Below are 20,196 nucleotides of genomic sequence, written 5' to 3' on the forward strand. Positions count from 1 at the left end.
GGACGGGAGCGTGTAGCCTACCATGGAAAACAACAGGGGAAAAAACCCGCCGGAATACTCGGTGGATGACATCCTGGCGGAGGCCAAAGGCCGTTTGAGCAATAAGGCGTATGAAACGCTGACCGGCAAGGACGAGCAGAACGCGCCGCGGATTCAGCCGCCCGAGACCCAGCCAAAGCCGGAGCAGCCGGCCCCGCCTCAGCCCGGGCCAGAGATTCCGGCCCCGATTTCTCAGCCCCCGCAGGAGATGCCGGCCCAACCGCTCACTCCCGGGCAGAACGGAGAAATCCGCTTTCGCGCGGCGGACGAAACAGAATACCCCGAAGAACTGAAACCCGAAGAAGAACAGCCCGCTCCCCGCGGGCTGAAGGGTTTTTTTGCGCGCCGGCGCAGCCGCAAAGCGGCAGAGGCCTGCGAGTTTGACGAAGAAGAGGATATTTACTACGGGCTTCAGCTTAAGCCGGTAGAGGAATATAAAAAGGGATACGACGACACCGTTTCCACAGATAAGGGCCCTACCCCCGCATTTCGCTATCTGTTTGACGAAACGCCGGAGGACGAGGTAGAGGAAGAGATATCTGCCCGGTTCCAGCCGTGGGAGCCTGCCGCGCCCGTACAGCTGATCCGGGAAACGCAGCAGCGGCCCCTTGGCCCCACCGCGCCCAAAGCAGCCGAACCACTGGCTCCAGAACAGCCGGCCCGGCCGAAGCAGAGCACACGCACACAACAGGAATCCGCTCCCCTGCCACAAAAAGAATCCACACAAGAATTCCGCCTGCCCGGTCTCCCCGCCAGCCATCACCTGCACCTGGAGCCGCTTCCGTTCCCAAAGGAAACGGAAGGCGGATATATGGATCTGGAGGAAGCCGCCCGTCTGGTGCGGCAGTCCCGGAAAGAAACAGATGCACCGGAGAAGAAACCGCGCCCCAAAGCCGAACGCCCCGCGCGGGAAGTGATCACCGCACAGCCGCCGGTGTCTAAAAATGAAATCACGAAAGAAATAGAAGTTGTTCCCCACGAAGCGGAGTCCCAGCCGTCCGCCGCCGATCTGCCGGATCAGTCCCATACACAAACCCCGCCGCAGGAGCAGGTCAGTCCCGCACCTGCGGCGGCCGAGCCGAAATCCGCCCCCGAATCCACACAGCCGGAAGCCCTGAAGCAAAAGGCAATCGAACAGAACCTTCCGCAGCCGAAGCCCGCAGTACTGCACGCCTCCACTGAGCAGGAGCCGGAACAGATAGTCCCGCAAGTGGGAACTGAAGATCTGCCGCAGTCCGAAGAGGAAAAGAGGGCACGCGCCGCGCTCGAACAACTGCAGGCAGAGACCGCTCAGCGACATGCGGAGCAGCAAAAGAAGGAACAGATTCGCGCACTGGTCCGCGCATCGCGCAAATACCTGCCGAACACTCTGCCCGTTCATGTACTGGAGTTCGACCGGCTGGAAGCGGCGCTGACCCGCGTGGAGGAAAGCTACCGAACCATACCGGAGGAACCGCCTGAAGAACCGGTACAGGAACCGCGCAGCCGGAAAAAACGGCAGCCTGCCTCTTCCGGAGTACATACATTCCGCTTCCTCGGGGAAGTGGAAGAAGACAACGATCCCAACGATGAGCCCGGCACCGAGCCGGAGCCTGAGAATCTGGACGACTACACCGCACCCGAGGACGCACCCTCGATTCTGCACGAGCTGGGCGCGGAACACCGTGCGCTGGCCCTGCGTGTTTCCGTCACGGGGATTTTGATGCTCGTGATGCTGTTCTGGGGCTTTGTCAGTGAACGCTCCGGCATGCTACCCGCATTTCTGCGGGCAGAGGTTCTGCCGCTGGCCTACCTGATTACAAACTTGTGCCTGCTGACCATGGCGATCGTATTCTGCCGCAAAACAGTGCTCGGGGGAATCCGGGCGCTGGTAAGTCTTCAGGCCAATGCGGACAGCGGGGTCGCCGTGGCCGCCGCGGCCGCGTGGATACAGGGCGCCGCCCTGCTGTTCCAGACGCAGGAGGTCGAGAGGGGGCAGCTGCACCTGTACGCCGTTTTGGCGGCGCTCGGCCTGTTCCTCAACTCTGCGGGCAAGCTCTCTATGGTGCGGCGCATCCGCGCGAACTTCCGCTTTTTAATCTCGCCTGAACCCAAAATGGGCGTTGAGTTGTTCGATGATTACAACACCGCCCTGCAGCTGGCAAAAGGCTGCGTGGTAGGCGAGCCGCTGATCGCATACCAGAGAAAAACCGGCTTTTTCCGCAATTTTTTGCGCAACTCCTACGAGCCGGACCCCAGCGAACAGGCGTCGCAGTCGATGGCTCCTCTGCTGTTCCTCGGCACATTGGTGCTGTGCGCCATCAGTCTGGTGCTGACCCGCAGCGCCTCCGCCGCGATAACGGCTCTGGCCGCCGCAGCCTGTGTGAGCGCACCGATCACCAGCATGCTGTGCGTCAACATGCCGATCAGCCGCCTGTCCGCCCTGGCACGTCGATGCGGCACAATGCTGGTAGGCAACCCTGCCGTGGAGTATTTCTGCAACACCAATGCGCTGATGACCGACGCCAAAGAGCTGTTCCCCAAAGGGACGGTCATCCTGAATGGAATCAAAACGTTCGGCGGCCAGCGCATCGACGAAGCCATTATGGACGCCAGCGCAGTGATGTGCACCCTGGGCGGCCCCTTAAGCGACCTGTTTGAGCAGATCATTCAGAACCGGCGCGATATTCTGCCGAAGGCCGAAAACATCACCTATGAGGATGAACGCGGCATCACCGGCTGGGTGAGCGGCCGCCGCACCCTGGTAGGCACCCGGCAGCTGCTGGAGCAGCACGGGCTGACTCCGCCCTCCCGCGATTACGAAAACAAATACCTGCTGGGCGGAAAAAAGGTGGTCTACCTGGCTTCGCAGGGCGAGCTGGTCGCAATGTTCGTCATTTCGTATAACTCCGACAAGCGACGCGCGCTGGAGCTGCGCCGCATGGAGCAGAACGGCATCAGCCTGATCCTGCGCACGACGGACCCGAACATGACCCCCGAATTCGTGGCCGAATGCTTTGGCCTTGACCCGCATTCCGTACGGATTCTACCGGAAACGCTCGGTACCATGTACCAAAATAAGATCACCAAAGAGCTCGAGCGCGCCGACGCCCTGTTTGTCAGCAAGGGCCGCCCCGCCTCTATGATGCGGATGCTGACCGCCTGCGTGCGCGAAAAGAGCAATGTGACCATGGCGACTCTGCTGCAAACCGTCGGAGTCATTCTCGGGTTCATGCTTGTGGCGTTCCTGGTCTTTTATTCCGGGCTTGAGCAGCTTTCTACCATGGCGCTGCTGTTGTACCAGCTGTTCTGGGCAGCGGCCGTACTGATTATCCCCCGGCTGCGCAAGCCATAACACAAAAATCGGCCGGGCCGCCCGGCCCGGCCAGATTCGACGGACAATCCCCATAAAACAGGGATTGTCCGTTTTTTTGTGCCGTCAAGAGAATCCTGGAGAAAGCACAAAAGAAAACTGAATTCGTTAAATTGTATAGTTTCCATAAAATCGTCTTATTGAATGCGTCTAATTTATTGGAAAGCATTGCTTCCTATGTGAAAATAAGATATAATTGTAAAAAATAACTGGGATTGGATTGTAGGTAATATCCAAACAACTGCCGTTTGCACAGAACGGTCTCCCGGCATTACCCTACTGCCCCGGCTGGGGCATCTTGAAAGGAGTTTTACCAAGTGAAGCAGTATCATGCAAAAAATATTCTGAACATTGCGATTGCGGGCCACAGCGGCTCGGGAAAGACTACGCTGGCAGAGGCATTGCTGTTTTTGTCCGGCTCATCTGACCGGCTGGGAAAGGTAGGGGAAGGAAATACGGTTTGCGATTTTGATCCCGAGGAAATCCGCCGCAAGGCCTCCGTGGGCGCAGCCGTTGCTCCGTTAGAGTGGAAGAACCATAAGATTAATCTGATCGATACTCCCGGCCTGTTCGATTTTGAGGGCGGGCTTTACGAAGCCGTTCGCGCCGCGGATTCCGTTCTGATCACCGTATCCGGCAAATCCGGCGTGCTGGTCGGAACCGAGAAGGCCAATCAGGCGGCAGCGGCCCGCGGACTTTCGAAAATCTTTTTTGTCAACGGCCTGTGCGACGAAAGCGCGCGCTTCTACCGTGTGTTTGAAGATTTGAAGGCCAGCTTCGGCCCCTCCGTGTGCCCGGTGGTCGTCCCCTATATTGTAGACGGCAATGCTGACTGCTACGTGAACATACTGGAATATAAAGCATACCGCTACCAGAACGGTACGCCGGTCGAGGTGCCAATGCCAGACATGGGCGACCGTTTGGACGGTCTGCGCACCGCGATTTACGAGGCGGTGGCCGAAACCAGCGAGGAAATGTTCGAGAAATATTTCTCCGGCGAGCAGTTCACGCCGGAAGAAGTGATCGTCGGCGTGAGCAAGGGCGTAAAGAACGGCACCATCAGCCCGGTGTTCTGCGGCGATGCCCAGCTGACCTACGGCATTGAGCAGCTGCTCAACGGCCTGATCTGGCTGGCCCCCTCCGCCGAGGAAAAAAGCGGCGAGCTGGGGCTGGATGTGGATGGAAACCCGGTCGAGCTCTCTGCAAATGAGGACGGAGCCGCTGCCGCAATTGTATTCAAAACGATTGCCGACCCGTTTATCGGCAAGCTGTCGTACCTGAAAGTCATTTCCGGCAAAGTCACGACGGAGACGCCGCTGGTCAATATGAGAACCGGCAACCCCGAGCGCATCGGCAAGGTTGTCACCATCCGCGGTAAAAAGCAGGAAGAAGCGCAGGCGCTTGTAGCCGGCGACATCGGCGCGGTTCCGAAGCTGCAGGGCACCGGCACCGGCGACACACTCTGCTCACCCGCTCGCAAGATCGTGCTCGAAGGCGTGGATTACCCTGCCCCCACCCTCTCGATGGCAATTGTGCCGAAAAACAAGGGAGATGAGGACAAGATCGCACAGGGCATCCTTCGTCTGCTGGAGGAAGACCCCACCCTGCGCTTTGTCAATGACCCCGAAACCCGCCAGATGATCATCACCGGCCTCGGCGAGCAGCATCTGGACGTTGTAGTGTCGAAGCTCAAGAGCAAGTTCGGCGTAGAGATTACGCTTGCCGACCCGCGCGTACCATACCGCGAGACCATTCGCAAAAAGGTGCAGGTGCAGGGCCGACATAAAAAGCAGACCGGCGGCCACGGCCAGTTCGGCGATGTTTGGATTGAATTCGAGCCCTGCGACAGCGACGGCCTGGAATTCGGCGAGCGCGTCGTTGGCGGCTCGGTGCCGAAGGGCTTCTTCCCCGCCGTGGAAAAGGGCCTGCGCGAGAGCATTCAGAAGGGCCCGCTGGCCGGGTATCCTGTGGTCGGCCTGAGAGCCACCCTGTACGACGGCTCGTACCACCCCGTGGATTCCTCTGAAATGGCATTCAAGCTGGCGGCCAATATCGCGTATAAGACCGGCATGCCGCAGGCGGGCCCGGTTCTGCTGGAGCCCATCGGCACGCTCTCTGCCACGGTGCCGGATTCCAATACCGGCGACGTGATGGGAGAGGTCAACAAGCGCCGCGGGCGCATTATGGGCATGAACCCCGGAGCCTCCGGAATGCAGGTGGTCGAGGCTGAGGTCCCGATGGCCGAAATGCACGACTTTACCACCTTTATCCGCCAGGTGACCCAGGGACGCGGCAGCTTTACGTTTACCTTTACCCGCTATGAGGAAGCCCCCGCGCAGGTGGCCCAAAAGGTAGTGGAAGCTGCAAAGGCCGCATCGGAAAAAGCCGAATAATTCTGACTCACACAAATTCAGCCGGAGCATTTGCCCATAACGGGCCGATGCTCCGGCTTGTTTTTGAAATAAATAAAAATTTTTTGGTAAATGTTGTAACAAAATGGGGTACTCAATCGGTATATTAACAAAGGATAAAAAATAAAGATTCCTGCTGCCATATTGCTGAAATGGGTAAACAGATGATGTAAGAAAGCCAATCTCAACCGAATTCGGTTATTCCGTAATGACACTTTTTTATTCTCGTTTCACCATCCGCAGGAACTGTGAATGGCAAACTGAATTTCAGGTGATGCACTGTGAAAACAGCCAACAAAAAGCAAAATGCTGTTATAGCCCTCATTACTGTTACCTTATTCATTTTATCCTGGGGTGTTGTTCAATATCAGCAAATGTCAAATTTAATGTATCGAATTTCTTATCCAGATGAAAAATGGAACTCCTACACTTTCAAAGACAGCTTTTTTAACCGAAGCGCTACCGAATTCTCCGAGTATTTAAACCGGTTGAGATTTCTCCCCGCTGACGATGAATTGATGAACTCTGATTATAACAATCATATTCGTATTACAGTCGAAGACGGTTCAGAATATTTGATCAACAACTATGTTGTTCTCGAACAATCGAACCAATATATTATGATTGATATACAAGATACCTACCCTGACACATATGCCGTTGTGGAAGGCACTCAATACGATTATCTGCACCAAAAGCTGTTAGAGGGACGGGAACGGCTAGGAATCATAGGTCCAACGGATCAAAGGTGACTGCGCTTTTTGAAAGTCCCCCTCCTTTCAGCATCCGGAATACAAATGCCTTATTCCCATAGAGTAAGAGATTTTTTACAAATCATTCGCTTCCAAACAATCGCTTTCTCCTGTCGCATCAACTTCGATGATGCACTCCTAATCATACGCAGCAAAGGCGGGAATTCTTTTGAATCCCCGCCTTTGCTGCGTAATATTCATGAAATTGGCTTATTTACGGATTGGCGATGCTGTTCAGCAAGCCGCCCTTTGAAATAATGTTCTGGATAAACGGCGGGAACGGCTGAGCCTGATATGTTTTGCCCGTGGTGAGGTCGCGAATCACACCGGTGTCGAAATCCACACTGACCTCGTCACCCGCCTGAATCTCACGGGCTGCCTCCTCGCACTCCAGAATTGGCAGGCCGATGTTGATAGAGTTGCGGTAGAAAATCCGCGCGAAGGTTGAAGCGATCACGCAGGAGATTCCGCTCGCCTTGATCGCGATGGGGGCGTGCTCACGGGAGGAGCCGCACCCGAAATTTTTATTTGCCACGATAATATCCCCCGGTTTTACCCGATTGACAAAATCCGCGTCGATGTCTACCATGCAGTGCTGCGCCAGCTCCTGATGCGATGAGGTATTCAGGTAGCGCGCCGGAATAATGACGTCGGTATCCACGTTATCGCCGTACTTGTGTACTGTTCCTTGTGCGTTCATTCTGCATCCTCCTTTTCTGTTTCCAGAGCCGCGGGGTCGGTCAGTACGCCGGTAATCGCGCTGGCCGCCGCGACCGCGGGGCTGGACAGATACACCTCGGACTCAATATGGCCCATTCTGCCCACAAAGTTGCGGTTTGTAGTGGAAACCGCCCGCTCCCCTTTGCCGAGGATGCCCATATGCCCGCCGAGGCACGGCCCACAGGTGGGGGTGGAGAACACCGCTCCGGCCTCGACAAAAATCTCGGCCAATCCCTCGCGGATCGCCTGCAGATAAATGCTTTGGGTGCCGGGAATGATAATGCAGCGCACACGTTTGTTTACTTTGCGCCCCTTTAAAATCTCTGCCGCGGCGCGCAGGTCTTCCATCCGTCCGTTTGTGCAGGAACCGATCACAGCCTGATCAATCTTTACCGTACCCGCTTCGTCGATGGTGCGAGTATTCTCCGGCAGATGCGGAAACGCGATTGTGGGCCGCAGGGTGGAGAGATCAATCACGATCTCGCTGTCGTACTGCGCATCCTCGTCAGCGGTATAGATCACCGGCTCGCGTTGGAAACGATCCTTGCAGTAAGCGAGTGTGATCTCATCCACCGGGAAAATGCCATTCTTTGCGCCGGCCTCGATCGCCATATTCGCGATGCACAGGCGGTCATCCATTGAAAGGGATTTGACTCCCTCACCCGTGAATTCCAGCGACTGATACAAAGCGCCGTCCACGCCGATTTTGCCGATCAGGTGCAGAATCACGTCCTTGCCGGACACCCATTTCGGACACTTACCGTTCAGCACCACGCGGATGGCCCCAGGTACCTTAAACCAGGCCTTGCCGGTGATCATGCCCGCCGCCATATCCGTGGAGCCGACGCCCGTGGAAAACGCGCCCAGCGCGCCGTAGGTGCAGGTGTGCGAATCCGCGCCGATCACGCAGTCGCCGGGGCCAACCAGACCTTGTTCCGGCAAAAGCGCATGCTCAATGCCCATCTGGCCCACATCAAAGAAATTCGTAATGTCGTATTTGTCCGCAAAATTGCGGGTCTGCCGGCATTGCTCCGCCGCCTTGATATCTTTGTTCGGTGTAAAATGGTCGAGCACCAGAGCGATTTTATCTTTATGAAAAATCCCCGTGGCCCCGCTCTTTTCAAACTCGTTGATGGCCACCGGGCTGGTAATATCGTTGCCCAGAACCAAATCCAGCGACGCCTCTACCAGCTGCCCTGCCGTTACCTGCGGCAGTCCGGCTTTTGCCGCCAGAATTTTTTGCGTCATCGTCATGCCCATCGGTTCAAAACCTCCCCTGATTTGATGAAAAACTCTTTGCCTGTTTTCATTTTCTTTATTATCGCATTCCTGTTGCGCAAAGAATGTAAAGCATGATACAATTGAGAAAATATTTTTCGGATTTCAAATCGTATGGTTGGAGCACTTAAAAATAGGACTGTTTCTTTTCCGCTACCAATGGAAAAAATCACCTTTTTTGAAACAGTATGAGCGATAACCGCAGGAGGAACGGCAGATGGAACAATTAAAATGGGCCGCGGAAAGTCTGTGGGAGGTATTAGGCCGCAAAGAAACGCCCCGGCTGTACCCGGGGAACCAAATGATTTACCGGCAGGGTGAGCTAGCCGAGCGTTTTTATTATCTGAAAAGCGGCATGGTGCGGATTTTTATGAGCTCTGAAAACGGGCAGGAAAAAACCCTCACCCTGCTCGAGCAGGGAAACATCTTCGGCGAGGCTGCGTTCTTCGACGGCCTTCCCCGCGTTTCTTCCGCACGCACGCTGGAAAAATCGCAGATCATCCCCATCAACCGCGAGGTTCTGCTCAACTGCTTCCGCGAGGAGCCAATGCTCGCCTTTCAGCTGTTACACCTGTTTTCGAAAACAGTACGCATGCTGTCCAACCAGGTGGATCACATGACCTTCCTGCAGGCTGACCGGCGCATCGCAAAAATCCTTACCGAGCTTTCGGGCGGGCGCGGCGGTGAACCCATCGCCTGCTCACACGAGGATTTGGCCAGCATGGCTGGAGTCTCGCGCGTGACCGTCAGCCGAGTTTTAGGTGAGTTTGCCCGGCGCGGCTGGGTTTTTACCCAATACCGGAGCATCCGAATCCTGAATCTGGAGGCTCTTCTGCATTTTGCGCTTTCGTAATGGGATTTAGATACGGTATGAGGTCCTTATAACGAGAATCAGATGTCTCTGTCTCAATAAGCGGCAGAAGTCGAATCATTTCACTAAGCCCAAGTTTCAAGGTTCTCTCAGCCGTCGGCAACTTGTTGCCGCTAACGGCGTGAGGTCCTTATAACGAGAATTAGATGTCTCTGCCTCAATAAGCGGCAGAAGTCGAATCATTTCACTAAGCCCGAGTTTCAAGGTTCTCTCAGCCGGCGGCAACTTGTTGCCGCTAACGGCGTGAGGTCCTTATAATCCACAGATTTTGGGGAAAATAATCTGGGGTGATCTGCTTTGGAATTCGAGCTGGGGAAAAACAGCATCCGCCTGTGGCGCATTCGGGGAACACTGGTCGCGCTGCCGGCATGCTTTGTGTGCGGCATTGTTGCGGCTCTTTTCCCGATCGTAGGCATCATTTTATGTATTATTTTCATTGTAATATACTTATTGTATTATTTTTGGTATGTTCCTTGCCTGTTCCGCTTCAGTTCGGCCAGCCTTGAGAACGGCCGGCTGACCTGGCGGACGGGCGTGCTGTTTTCCATACGCATTTCTCTGCGGCTCGAAACGATCCTTACCGCATCCATCTCGCGCACGCCTCTGCAAAGTTTGCTGGGACTCTGCACGCTTTCGGTACGTCCGGTCGGCGCGCCCATCTCCCTGCGGCAGCTGGCAGAACCAGACGCCCGCGAGCTGCTGCGCCGCATTGAGGAGGCCGCCGATGACTAAACGCCCGCATGTTGTTACGCTGTGGAACTATCTTTCCCGCTTTTTCTTCCTGCTGATTGTCCCGCTGGTGCAGGCGGTATTCCGCGCGCCATTTTCAGAAGTGGCATGGAGCAGCCTGCCCGGTGTGGTAGCCGTCGTTGGAATCGCATGCTTTCAGTACCTCAGCTGCGGGTACGGAGTCACCGCCGTGGAAGACAACGGACGCAGCCTTTCCATTTTATACTGGAACAGTGGGCTGTTCTTTTACAAGTACCGCATTCTTCCGGCGGACTGCGTTGCATCGGTCTTTCTGCGGCTGAATCCGATTCTCGACCTTTTCGGTGCGGTACAGGTAATGCTCGACAGCCCCGCGGCAAACGCGAAACGCCCCAGCCTCACACTGCTGCTGCACAAAAAAGAGCCGATGAGCTGGTGGAATCAGCTGCGGGAAGAAATCACACACCGCTATGCCGCCAGCCCCGTGCGCGTGGTGCTGATGGCCATCTCGTGGTCGAACCCAGCTTCGGGTCTGCTGGTGATCGGCCTTTTGCTCAATCGCGCCGGAAAGCTGCTCGGGGAAGAGCTGACCCGGCAGCTATACGGGATTTATGAGAGCGTGAACCAGACCCAGCGGCTGATCGCCTGGGGGCTGCCTCCTACGGTCGCAATTGTCGGCTGGCTGATGGCATTGGGATGGTTCTGCGCTTTTCTGGTGCAGTTTTTTCGCTACGCCTTTTTCACCGCGGGCACATGCCCTACCGGCACCATGATCTCGCGCGGGATGTTTTTCCGCAGCCGGCAGCTGCTTACCGATCAGGCCATCCGCGCAGTGGCAATTCGCCAGACGCTGATGATGCGTCTACTGCATCTGTCATCAGTCTACCTGCATACGATCGGCTCGGGCAAAGAGAAAGGCGACCGCAGCCTTTTGATGGCGGCTGCAAACACCCAAGAGCTGCGCTATCACCTGACCCGCTTTTACCCGAAGGAATCGCCGTATTTCTTTTCGCGCGAGGGGATGACAAGCATCCGTCCACCCAAAAACTCTCTGCTGAGCTTTCTTTTGGTGCCGCTGCTGCACGCTGCGGCGATCTTCCTGCTTTACGCGTTGTTTGTACGGTATCTCGCCCTATTCTCTCCATTGGTGCTGTTTCTGTTGGTTTTCCCGATGTACCATCTGCTGCTCCGCACAGCCGCGTACCGCAATTCCTTTCTGGCTGAAGATGACACCCATATTGCGGCCTGCGGCTATGTGAGCGATCAGCTGTTCACAGCAGTGCTCCCCAAAAGCGCGGTGCAAGCTGTGGTGATCCGCCAAAATCCGCTGCAGCGGCGCAGCGGGCGCTGCCAAGTACGATTGTGCATCGGAACTGAAAAAGGTGCCTGCTTTGATCTTCGTCATTTCCGTCTAAAGGATATTCAGCAGCTCTCCTTTCTTCGGGAAGAAACAGAGCAACCGTGACCGGCCTGCCGAGTGGATACGGACCATACGAAATCTCACCGTTTCAGCCAAAGCGCGAAAAGCGGCATAAAAATATCAGGGCGCCGCAGTAATGCGGCGCCCTGATATTAAAAAAGAGAGAGTAATCAAACGAAAACCGGTGGGTATTCCAACTAGAGGGGGCTGGAACAGAAAGCATCCCTTGTCCGGTATCTAATTATAAATTATACTGACATAAAAGAAATTTTGCAATAGTTTTTGTGCTTAATATGAAAAAATTTCAAAAAAATTCAAAAAGTTTGATAAGTAAGGGAACATAGGTATTGAGTAATTTATACTTCTTTTCAAGAAAAACCGGTAAGATGCAGAAAACTGCAAAAGCCAGAGCGGCAAACTCTTTAAAGGAAGGAGCATCCCTGTTGTATATGATGATCTTTCCAAATGCAGCCAATGCGTAAGTCTATTTATAAAACAATTTTGCTGACGCACAGTTTCAGACAGCTTGACAGGCGCCCCCAAATAAGGACGCCTGTCAGACCAACCATTACAATTCTATTATATAAGAGAGCTTATACTCAAAGAAAACAACATTCGATTGGCAGGCAGTTTAATGAACCAGTTCCCCCTGCTTCTCTTCTTTCGCCAACCTCTCGAGTGCTCTGCCCTTGGGGAGCGGCCCGCCGGGCGTATACCATTTCATCTTCCAGCCTACCAGAAGAATCACGATGGTTGCCGCAATACAGGCCCAGCCAAGAATATGGCTGCTGATGAGCGGGAAAAGCCCGATAAAAATGGGCGGCGCCACCGTCAGGAAGGTGATAATCGGGCGGGAAATCAAGTTTGCGAAGCCGGTATCCTCTACCGCATAGGCCTTCTGCTCGGGGTCAACGATGCGCTCCAGCAGAATTCCGGTAGCCAGCACGCCGCAGGCCTGACCCCAAACCATCAGATTGCGTTCAAACCAGTCTTTGGGAGAGGTATGCCCGCCAATGAAGATGAACCATGCCCAGTTCAGAACGAAAGCCGCTATGATGGTAACAAGAAGCGGAACCGCATAAGTGATGACGACCTGCACATCGATAGAACCGAGTGCCGAAACAATCAGAAAATCGGTAGAGGTACCGCTGATGCGGCTGACAGTGGACTTATCCACATAGCGCGCAGCCTTGGTTTTTTTCATCACAAACTGAACCAGATAACCCGCAATCAGCGCAGTGCAGAACACGGGGATTTCAAAGCCGGTAAGTCCCTTGAAATATTGAGTCATCAGATAACCCAAATAGCCCGCCAGCAGAACAATGCCCAAATGGAACGCCATGGAATCCAGGCTGATGCCGGAAACCGTGATCTTCCCGGATTTCTTCTGATTTTCCGGCGGGATCAGGCCGGTCAGCATCTCCCTCGGCAGGTCATGCGGATCGGTTACATAATTGGTATACCCTTTGCGGGCGCCCCAATTGATGATGACGATTCCCAGAAGAATACCGCCGATGATTCCCACCGAGCAGAGGGTATAGCCGACTACCGCGCCGTCGTTCCAGCCTACCAGCTCCAGCGCGCCGCCGACCGCCGCCGCTGTGCCGGGGCCGCCAAAGAACGCGGTGGCCATCATCAGACCGAAGCCTTCATGCAGCTCCGGATAGAAAATGCGAAGCACATACATCGTCAGCAGGATACCGACGCCGTACTGCAATACGGCAATCCCCATGGTGTTGACGGTCATGCCCCACATCATTCTGGAGCGTTCGGAGTTTTTATCGGCTTTCTTTGGCTCTCCGTCGTCCTCATCAATGGGCGCGGCGGCAAAGATGACCGCTACCAGAACCGCGGCATATGTGCCCAGCCACTTGGAAAACGGAATCCAACCCAATCCATTCGGCCCCAGAACAAATGCCAGAATACCGGCGAGCAGTGAGGCCGGAATAAAGAATTTTTGAAAAATCGGAATCTTTGCGCGCATGAATTGCCCGGCCAGCAGCAAAATCCCAATCCAGCTGAGATCTACAAACACATCCCATAACGTCATAATGAAACCCCTCTCCAATCGTTTCGATCACTCGTGATAATAGGGCAGCTGCTCATCAAAGTGTGTTTTTCCGTTCCGATACCATGCAATCATGTGGCTGATCGTATTGGCCGCCTTGCTTTTTGCCGCAACGTCGGAATTGAACGCCTGATGAGGCTGCACATACACATTCCCCGTACGGTTGATCGCGTGATCCATCAGAACCTTCGCGGCGATTCGGTCTTCTTCGTTCCATTTTTCGTGTCCGTTCAGCGCTTTTTCAAAGCCCTCCTCGTCACTGAACACGTCCAGACCGATTCCCAGAATCTTTCCGCTGTTGTACAAATCCAGCAGCGTGGATTCCGGCGCGATGTCGCCGCGAGTCACATTGACAAACACAAAATTTTTTTGAAAAGAAGAAAGGTACTCTTCGGAAAAGTAATTGACGTTATACAGCCTGCTGCCCGGCGAACGGGTCAGGTTCATCGCACAGACAACGATGTCGCTGGTACGGGCCGCTTCCTCTTTGGTGACGAAATGCACACTTTCCCCATATTCCTGTTTCAGTTCTTCCTGACGAATATCCACAGCCTGTACGTTCAGGCCGTTCCCCACCAAAAGATCGTAGATTCTGTGCCCGATTTTTCCCACGCCAAACACAGTGGCCGTGCGCTCCGGAACAAACTCCATAAAGGATTTTGCCTTATTCCGCTCAAAGGTCATGGTGTTTTCCGTGTAATGATTCAAGTAGCCGGCCGCAGCGTGCACCAGCTTTACCGCGGTTTGCGCCACAGAATTGACGCAGTACTCCCGCAAAGAGGTGATGTTCAGAACCTCTGCGTACTGTTCAAAGTGGTCGTACCCGGCACTTCTGGTAATCACGCTTTTTCCGCCGCTTTTTATGTACTCTTCCGGCAAAACCGAATGGGTTTTTGTCGTAATCAGTTCCGGCAGAATCAAGCCCGGGTGCGCCGCCACATAATCCTGCACATTGCTTGGGGTAATCAGATCCTTTAAGTCTGCCGGAAGCTTTCCCTGATGAATCGCGGCATCCGTCTGTTCCCTTAAATGCTCCGCCTCTGCGCCAAGCGCCTCAAAATGAATGACATCGTACTCTCCCAAAATGAAACCTCCCATCTTATCCGCGCCGGGGGTGTTTCCCAAACATTCCCCCGGCGCCAACAGCATGATTCAACTTTTTTGTGCAACCCTGTTTTTAGATCTTTCCCAATCACCCCTTTTGCTTGTTTTCAAACCATTCGAATAGCAGAAGATCACCTTCTTTTCCCCGGCGAGCCATTCGAAAAGATTGCCTGAATCTGTTCTTGCCGAAGGTCTTTGTGCGAAGAAGCCGCGGCGGTTCCGCAGTGTACAAAGCCTTATCAAGATCACTTGCTATAAAGCTTAAATGAAAATAAATTTGTAAACTACTCCTATATATCCGGTTTTTAAAGCCAAACTATCTTTCATAAACTCTATATTTTTTAATAAATATAAAACTTATGTTTTTATTTAGGTAAAGCTTTCCTCCTAAAATACAGCCACCAGTTTAATGGAATTTAGAGGAGTACTTTTCACCAAACATCGTTTCTATCTGGAGAATTTCGCTGTCATGAAAATGACGGATGCCCCGCATTTTATCCGTCAAATTTTGCGGCCACACTCCCAATTGTCTGGCTACGTCGCGCAGCTCCACATTTTTAATAATGGACTGCGTTTTGATCCACACCCCAAACGGGGTCAGCGGGCGTGAGTTTCGTTTTCTCATCACTCTCATCTCCTGTTTTATGATGTTTCTATAGCACTTTCCATGGACAGGATTTTTTTTGTATGATATGATGAAAGGTAATCAAAATTCTTATCTCGCTTTTTTATGCGATTGGATAAGAGGTATCAAAATCCTACAACGCCTTTAGTATAATACGATATATCTTACAAGTCAAGACTAAAATACGATATTTCTTAAAATAGTGTGAAAAGAGAGATTGATGTATGAAAACAGAACCTTTGGAATATAACAGTAGTAAAATGTTGAAGAAGATCCTAAACGCGATCGAGCAAAGACGGATCTCGGAGAAAGAATGCCTCATCAAAAGCCAGGTCAACACCAGTTTTTTATCCGACTGGAAAAACGGGAAAATCAAGTCGCCGCCATTCGATAAGATATATCGTATAGCACGCTTTCTCAATTTGTCGCTCGATCTTCTTGCGGATAACAGCCCGCCTCCCAGTCAGCTGCCAGAACCGGAAAAATTCCTTCTGAACGGCTTTCGTAAGCTCGACCAGTTGGAGCAACAGATCATTTTGGGGAAAATTTCGGAGATGCTATATCAGAAAAAAAATTTCGAGGAGCAAAGTCCGGTCACGGAGCAAGTGGCTGGGGATCTATTTTCTGGTCCGGGTTGTACGGATGCGGTAACCACTGCTAAAAAGGATTAATTTTTTTGGAAAAGAATGGTTATTGATAACCGATCGCCCAATTATGGTCTATGCGTTCTTGAGCGGGCTGTTTTCCCCACCTTACACAAAAGAGCAGACGAAAATCAAACACAGCGGGAATCCTTTTCGCCAAAAAGGATTCCCGCTTATCCGTATCAAAAAAGGCTTGCCCGTTTGGGCAAGCCTTTTTTCTGTTTTATTCCATTTAAATGTGTTGTGGATTATTCCTCACGGCCGCAGCATTTTTTATACTTTTTGCCGCTCCCGCAGGGGCAAGGATCGTTGCGGCCAACCTTTTTCCCGTTTACCACGGGGCGTTTTTCCTCGCTGCCGTCACCAGCGCCGGTCGCCATAGTGGGCTTCGCCACCTCTTCGCGCTTGGGCTCTTCTTTGGTCTGCAGGCGCACCGTCAGCATCATGCGGGCTGTGTTCTCTCGAATCTGCGCAATCATCGCATCGAACATATCGTAGCCTTCCATGCGGTACTCTACGACCGGGTCACGCTGAGCATAGGCGCGCAGGCGAATACCGCGCTGCAGCTCTTCCATCGCATCAATGTGATCCATCCACAGGGTATCGACATTTTTGAGCAGGATCACACGCTCCAGCTCACGCACGATTTCGGGGCCAAACTCCTGCTCGCGCTGCTCGTACATGCGGTTTGTAATCTTCAGCAGCTCACTCTTGACATATTCGGGATCAAGGTCCTCAAGCTCCTCCGGAGAGAAGTCGAGGTCGTTCGGCTGCAGCAGCCAGCCCATATAGTGGTCGCGCAATCCCTTGAAGTCCCAGTCGTCGTGCAGCTGGTCCTCCGGCAGGTAACGTTTTACGTTGGTATCGATCGCCTGCTCGATCATCGTGATGATCTGGCCGCGGATGTTTTCGCCGTTGAGCACCTGATCGCGCTGCTTGTAGATAACCTCGCGCTGACGGTTCATCACATCGTCGTACTGCAGAACGTTTTTGCGGATACCGAAGTTGCGGCCCTCCACCTTGCGCTGGGCGCTCTCGATGGTCTTCGAAAGCATACCGGCCTCGATCGGCATATCCTCTTCTACCTTGAGGGAATCCATCAGGTTGGAGATGCGCTCGCCGCCGAACAGACGCATCAGATCGTCCTCCAGCGAGATATAGAACCGGCTCTTACCGGGGTCGCCCTGACGGCCGGCACGGCCGCGCAGCTGGTTGTCGATACGCCGGGACTCATGGCGCTCGGTACCGATGATATAAAGACCGCCCACAGAGCGAACCTCTTCCGCAATAGGACGAACCTGCTCTTTATATTTTTCGTTCAGCTCCACAAAGGTTTTGCGGGCTTCGAGGATTTCGGGGTCCTGCGTATCGGAATACGCGGTGGATTCGCTGATGAGCTCTTCAGAAAAGCCCATGCGGCGCATCTCAGATTTTGCCATATATTCGGCGTTACCGCCCAGCATAATGTCGGTACCACGTCCGGCCATGTTGGTGGCGATGGTTACGGCGCCCTTTTTACCGGCCTGCGCAACGATTTCGGCTTCCTTTTCATGGTACTTCGCGTTGAGCACTTCGTGCTTCACGCCGCGGCGCCCCAGCATAGCGCTGAGAATCTCGGACTTTTCGATCGAGATGGTACCGACCAGCACAGGCTGTCCCTTTTTATAGTGCTCCTCCACATCCTCGATCACGGCTTCAAACTTGGCCTTCTCCGTCTTGTAGACGACATCGGGCAAATCTTCACGCGCCAGCGGACGGTTGGTAGGGATTTCTATAACGTCAAGCTTGTAGATCTCGCGGAATTCCTCCTCTTCGGTCATGGCCGTACCGGTCATACCGGAGAGCTTTGAGTACAGGCGGAAATAATTCTGGAACGTGATGGTGGCCAGCGTTTTGCTCTCTCTGGCAACCTCCACACCTTCTTTTGCCTCAATGGCCTGGTGCAGGCCCTCGTTGTAGCGGCGGCCATACATCAAGCGGCCGGTGAACTCGTCCACGATGATGACCTCGCCGTCCTTCACGACGTAGTCGATATCGTTACGCATCACACCGTTCGCTTTAATGGCCTGATTGACGTGGTGCTGGATCGTCAGGTTTTCAGGATCGGTCAGATTTTCAATCTGGAAATATTTCTCCGCTTTCTTTACGCCGTTCGGGGTCAGAGAAGCGGTTTTCAGCTTTTCATTGACGACATAGTCATATTCCTTGTACAGCTCGTCGTTGTCTTCCTTTTCGTCCACTTCCGCCACACGAACCATCTTCAGCTGCTTGGCCAGCCGGTCGGCCAACCCGTACAGCTCGGTAGATTTATCCCCCTGGCCGGAAATGATCAAAGGCGTACGGGCCTCATCGATCAGGATGGAGTCCACCTCATCGACGATCGCATAATTGTGGCCGCGCTGTACCTTATTCTCTTTGTAGATCACCATGTTGTCGCGCAGGTAGTCAAAGCCCATCTCGTTGTTGGTGCCGTACGTGATGTCTGCCTCATAGGCGGCCTTGCGCTGATCGTTGTCCATATCGTGGACGATCAGTCCGACGGTAAGGCCAAGGAATCGGTACACCTTACCCATCCATTCCGAGTCGCGGCGGGCCAGGTAATCGTTGACCGTGACTACATGCACACCCTTGCCGGAGAGTGCATTCAGGTAAGCCGGCAGAGTTGCCACCAGAGTTTTACCTTCACCGGTCTTCATTTCACTGATGCGCCCCTGGTGCAGCACGATGCCGCCAATGATCTGTACCGGAAAATGCCGCATCTCTAAAATACGGGCAGAACCCTCCCGGCAAACGGCAAACGCATCAGGCAGGATGTCGTCCAGCGTTTCGCCATTTGCGAGCCTTTCTTTCAGCGCGGGAGTCTGCGCTTTCAGTTCGGCGTCCGACATGGCTTTGTATTTTTCCTCCAACGCCAGAACAGCATCGCAAAGGGGCTGAATCCGCTTCAACTCGCGTTTGCTGTAATTACCAAAGAACTTGGCCAAAACATTCATCGTCTTCACCTCAACACAATTTAAAAACGAAACAAATCGGTTTCGTCTGATGATCTTCACACGTATACGGTTAACATTATAACATAGCGCCAGCTAAAAAAAAAGAAGATTGTGTAAACAAACAGTTTATACCATTTTACCACCTGCACGTTTTGTCTTCGTGCAAGGCGCTTCCCCTGCTGCGGCACACTACACACCGTATTGTATTTCCAGTTGTACCCATGCTATACTCAGGGTAAAGACAAAAGTTTCGCGAAAGAGCGGTTATTTTTTCCTGCGCGGTTCCCCGCGGCGGACGTGCGGGCTCAGCCTGCGCCCCTCAGATACTCAATCGATTGTATTTTGACTGGAGGTAACAATCATGAACTCTTTTCTGTGGCTGCCCTCTATCACGGGAGCGGAGTCTATCCTCAGATCCGTCGCCTACCTGGCCGTGATTTCGGTATGCGTTCAGGGCGTGAGAGCTTTGGGCATTTACATCCGTAACAATTCCAGATAGTCAAACGCATCAAACCCGGCCTGTATCCGTGTTTTCTACGGATACAGGCCGGGTTTCGTTTCAGCAGCATTTATCGGAATATACGGTAGAGAGAACCGGCAATCATCACAAGGAAAAGAATCATGTACCACAACAGCTCACGGCTTTCTTCTTTTGATCTTTCCCCTTTGCAGACGTGCCAGATGATCCCCAGAAACACAAGCGTAATCACACCCAGAAGAAACTGTGGGGAATACGCCAGAACCGGAATTTCCGGGAAAAAAATCACAGTACCGAAAAACAGGAACAGAAAAACCCACAGCTTATAAATACCTTTTCTTTCCAGTATCTCCTGCTGGATGCCCAACCAGTATTGTTTGTTCATAACTGTTCCTCTTTCATATGCTTGAATCAGCACATTGCTGTGTTAGAAATAACTTTCACTGGGCGTAACAAAGCTTTTTCACATTACAGATACATTCCTGCCAAGAACCATAGTGTAAGCAATATGACCGCAATGTTCAATATGACAGCTGCTTTTTCTTTTTTACGGTAGGCGCGAACGGCGTTGACCGCTACGATTGCAATAATATAAGCATAAAGAAGAGTTTGAGCGGTTGTTAAGCTTATGTGCAATACTGGGTAAGAAATGCCGATCAGAACACCAATTACAAGCACGCAAAATAAATAGATCGTTTTCTTTGTCAAGAAACAGCTCACCTGCGTTCTATAT

At 53.1% G+C, this 20,196-nt stretch carries 16 protein-coding genes; 8 read left to right on the plus strand and 8 right to left on the minus strand.

The genetic code is table 11. The annotated features are described in order from the left end of the window. Positions 1 to 22 precede the first annotated feature (22 nt). The 3 genes from HMPREF1141_RS11970 to HMPREF1141_RS11980 all read left to right on the plus strand — a co-directional run bounded on the left by HMPREF1141_RS11970 (position 23) and on the right by HMPREF1141_RS11980 (position 6,554). Positions 23 to 3,373 (plus strand): hypothetical protein, encoded by a 3,351-nt coding sequence (locus HMPREF1141_RS11970; protein WP_009064786.1) that lies wholly within the window; start codon positions 23 to 25, stop codon positions 3,371 to 3,373. A gap of 335 nt (positions 3,374 to 3,708) precedes the next feature. After that, a complete protein-coding gene (locus HMPREF1141_RS11975; protein WP_009064775.1) occupies positions 3,709 to 5,784 on the plus strand; it encodes an elongation factor G in 2,076 nt (691 codons plus the stop codon). A 299-nt stretch (positions 5,785 to 6,083) separates the two neighbouring features. Then, positions 6,084 to 6,554, plus strand: coding sequence for a hypothetical protein (locus HMPREF1141_RS11980; protein ID WP_009064769.1), 471 nt, complete (start codon positions 6,084 to 6,086; stop codon positions 6,552 to 6,554). A 214-nt stretch (positions 6,555 to 6,768) separates the two neighbouring features. Here the strand turns inward: HMPREF1141_RS11980 and leuD are convergent, their stop codons facing one another. Together leuD and leuC are read right to left on the minus strand one after the other, a co-directional pair. Beyond that, a complete protein-coding gene (gene leuD / locus HMPREF1141_RS11985; protein WP_009064762.1) occupies positions 6,769 to 7,254 on the minus strand; it encodes a 3-isopropylmalate dehydratase small subunit in 486 nt (161 codons plus the stop codon). Then, complete coding sequence (gene leuC / locus HMPREF1141_RS11990; protein WP_009064779.1) at positions 7,251 to 8,534, minus strand: 3-isopropylmalate dehydratase large subunit; 1,284 nt, start codon at positions 8,532 to 8,534, stop codon at positions 7,251 to 7,253. Before leuC ends, leuD begins: the two co-directional genes overlap by 4 nt. A 235-nt stretch (positions 8,535 to 8,769) precedes the next feature. On the opposite strand from leuC, the gene HMPREF1141_RS11995 reads away from it, so the two are divergent. The 3 genes from HMPREF1141_RS11995 to HMPREF1141_RS12005 all read left to right on the plus strand — a co-directional run bounded on the left by HMPREF1141_RS11995 (position 8,770) and on the right by HMPREF1141_RS12005 (position 11,596). Further along, on the plus strand, positions 8,770 to 9,405 hold the full coding sequence (locus tag HMPREF1141_RS11995) for a Crp/Fnr family transcriptional regulator (protein ID WP_009064678.1): 636 nt from the start codon (positions 8,770 to 8,772) through the stop codon (positions 9,403 to 9,405). Between the two features lie 315 nt (positions 9,406 to 9,720). Then, the gene (locus HMPREF1141_RS12000) at positions 9,721 to 10,155 is read left to right on the plus strand and encodes a PH domain-containing protein (RefSeq protein ID WP_009064716.1); all 435 of its coding nucleotides are present in this window, start codon (positions 9,721 to 9,723) and stop codon (positions 10,153 to 10,155) included. Further along, positions 10,148 to 11,596 (plus strand): PH domain protein, encoded by a 1,449-nt coding sequence (locus HMPREF1141_RS12005; RefSeq protein WP_009064682.1) that lies wholly within the window; start codon positions 10,148 to 10,150, stop codon positions 11,594 to 11,596. Before HMPREF1141_RS12000 ends, HMPREF1141_RS12005 begins: the two co-directional genes overlap by 8 nt. Before the next feature lie 586 nt (positions 11,597 to 12,182). Here the strand turns inward: HMPREF1141_RS12005 and HMPREF1141_RS12010 are convergent. From HMPREF1141_RS12010 to HMPREF1141_RS12020, 3 genes are all read right to left on the minus strand, one after another. Next, the gene (locus HMPREF1141_RS12010; protein ID WP_009064788.1) at positions 12,183 to 13,601 is read right to left on the minus strand and encodes a sodium/glutamate symporter; all 1,419 of its coding nucleotides are present in this window, start codon (positions 13,599 to 13,601) and stop codon (positions 12,183 to 12,185) included. Between the two features lie 27 nt (positions 13,602 to 13,628). Continuing rightward, positions 13,629 to 14,702 (minus strand): NAD(P)-dependent oxidoreductase, encoded by a 1,074-nt coding sequence (locus tag HMPREF1141_RS12015; RefSeq protein ID WP_155863620.1) that lies wholly within the window; start codon positions 14,700 to 14,702, stop codon positions 13,629 to 13,631. 427 nt (positions 14,703 to 15,129) lie between these two features. Continuing rightward, a complete protein-coding gene (locus HMPREF1141_RS12020; RefSeq protein ID WP_009064733.1) occupies positions 15,130 to 15,348 on the minus strand; it encodes a hypothetical protein in 219 nt (72 codons plus the stop codon). Positions 15,349 to 15,572: 224 nt separating this feature from the next. Between HMPREF1141_RS12020 and HMPREF1141_RS12025 the strand changes: the two genes are divergently transcribed. Continuing rightward, on the plus strand, positions 15,573 to 16,019 hold the full coding sequence (locus HMPREF1141_RS12025) for a helix-turn-helix domain-containing protein (protein ID WP_009064710.1): 447 nt from the start codon (positions 15,573 to 15,575) through the stop codon (positions 16,017 to 16,019). Positions 16,020 to 16,240: 221 nt separating this feature from the next. On the opposite strand, the gene secA is transcribed toward HMPREF1141_RS12025, so the two are convergent. Then, positions 16,241 to 18,985, minus strand: a complete 2,745-nt coding sequence (secA, locus tag HMPREF1141_RS12030) for a preprotein translocase subunit SecA (RefSeq protein WP_009064747.1) — start codon at positions 18,983 to 18,985, stop codon at positions 16,241 to 16,243. A gap of 361 nt (positions 18,986 to 19,346) precedes the next feature. Between secA and HMPREF1141_RS17370 the strand changes: the two genes are divergently transcribed. Next, on the plus strand, positions 19,347 to 19,484 hold the full coding sequence (locus HMPREF1141_RS17370; protein WP_155863622.1) for a hypothetical protein: 138 nt from the start codon (positions 19,347 to 19,349) through the stop codon (positions 19,482 to 19,484). A gap of 70 nt (positions 19,485 to 19,554) precedes the next feature. Here HMPREF1141_RS17370 and HMPREF1141_RS12035 read toward each other — a convergent pair whose 3' ends face one another. Next, positions 19,555 to 19,848 (minus strand): hypothetical protein, encoded by a 294-nt coding sequence (locus HMPREF1141_RS12035; protein WP_009064729.1) that lies wholly within the window; start codon positions 19,846 to 19,848, stop codon positions 19,555 to 19,557. Positions 19,849 to 19,931: 83 nt separating this feature from the next. Further along, the gene (locus HMPREF1141_RS12040) at positions 19,932 to 20,171 is read right to left on the minus strand and encodes a hypothetical protein (protein WP_009064756.1); all 240 of its coding nucleotides are present in this window, start codon (positions 20,169 to 20,171) and stop codon (positions 19,932 to 19,934) included. Positions 20,172 to 20,196 lie beyond the last annotated feature (25 nt).

Origin of the sequence: Clostridium sp. MSTE9, assembly GCF_000277625.1 — a bacterium.
GTDB lineage: Bacteria > Bacillota > Clostridia > Oscillospirales > Acutalibacteraceae > Faecalispora > Faecalispora jeddahensis.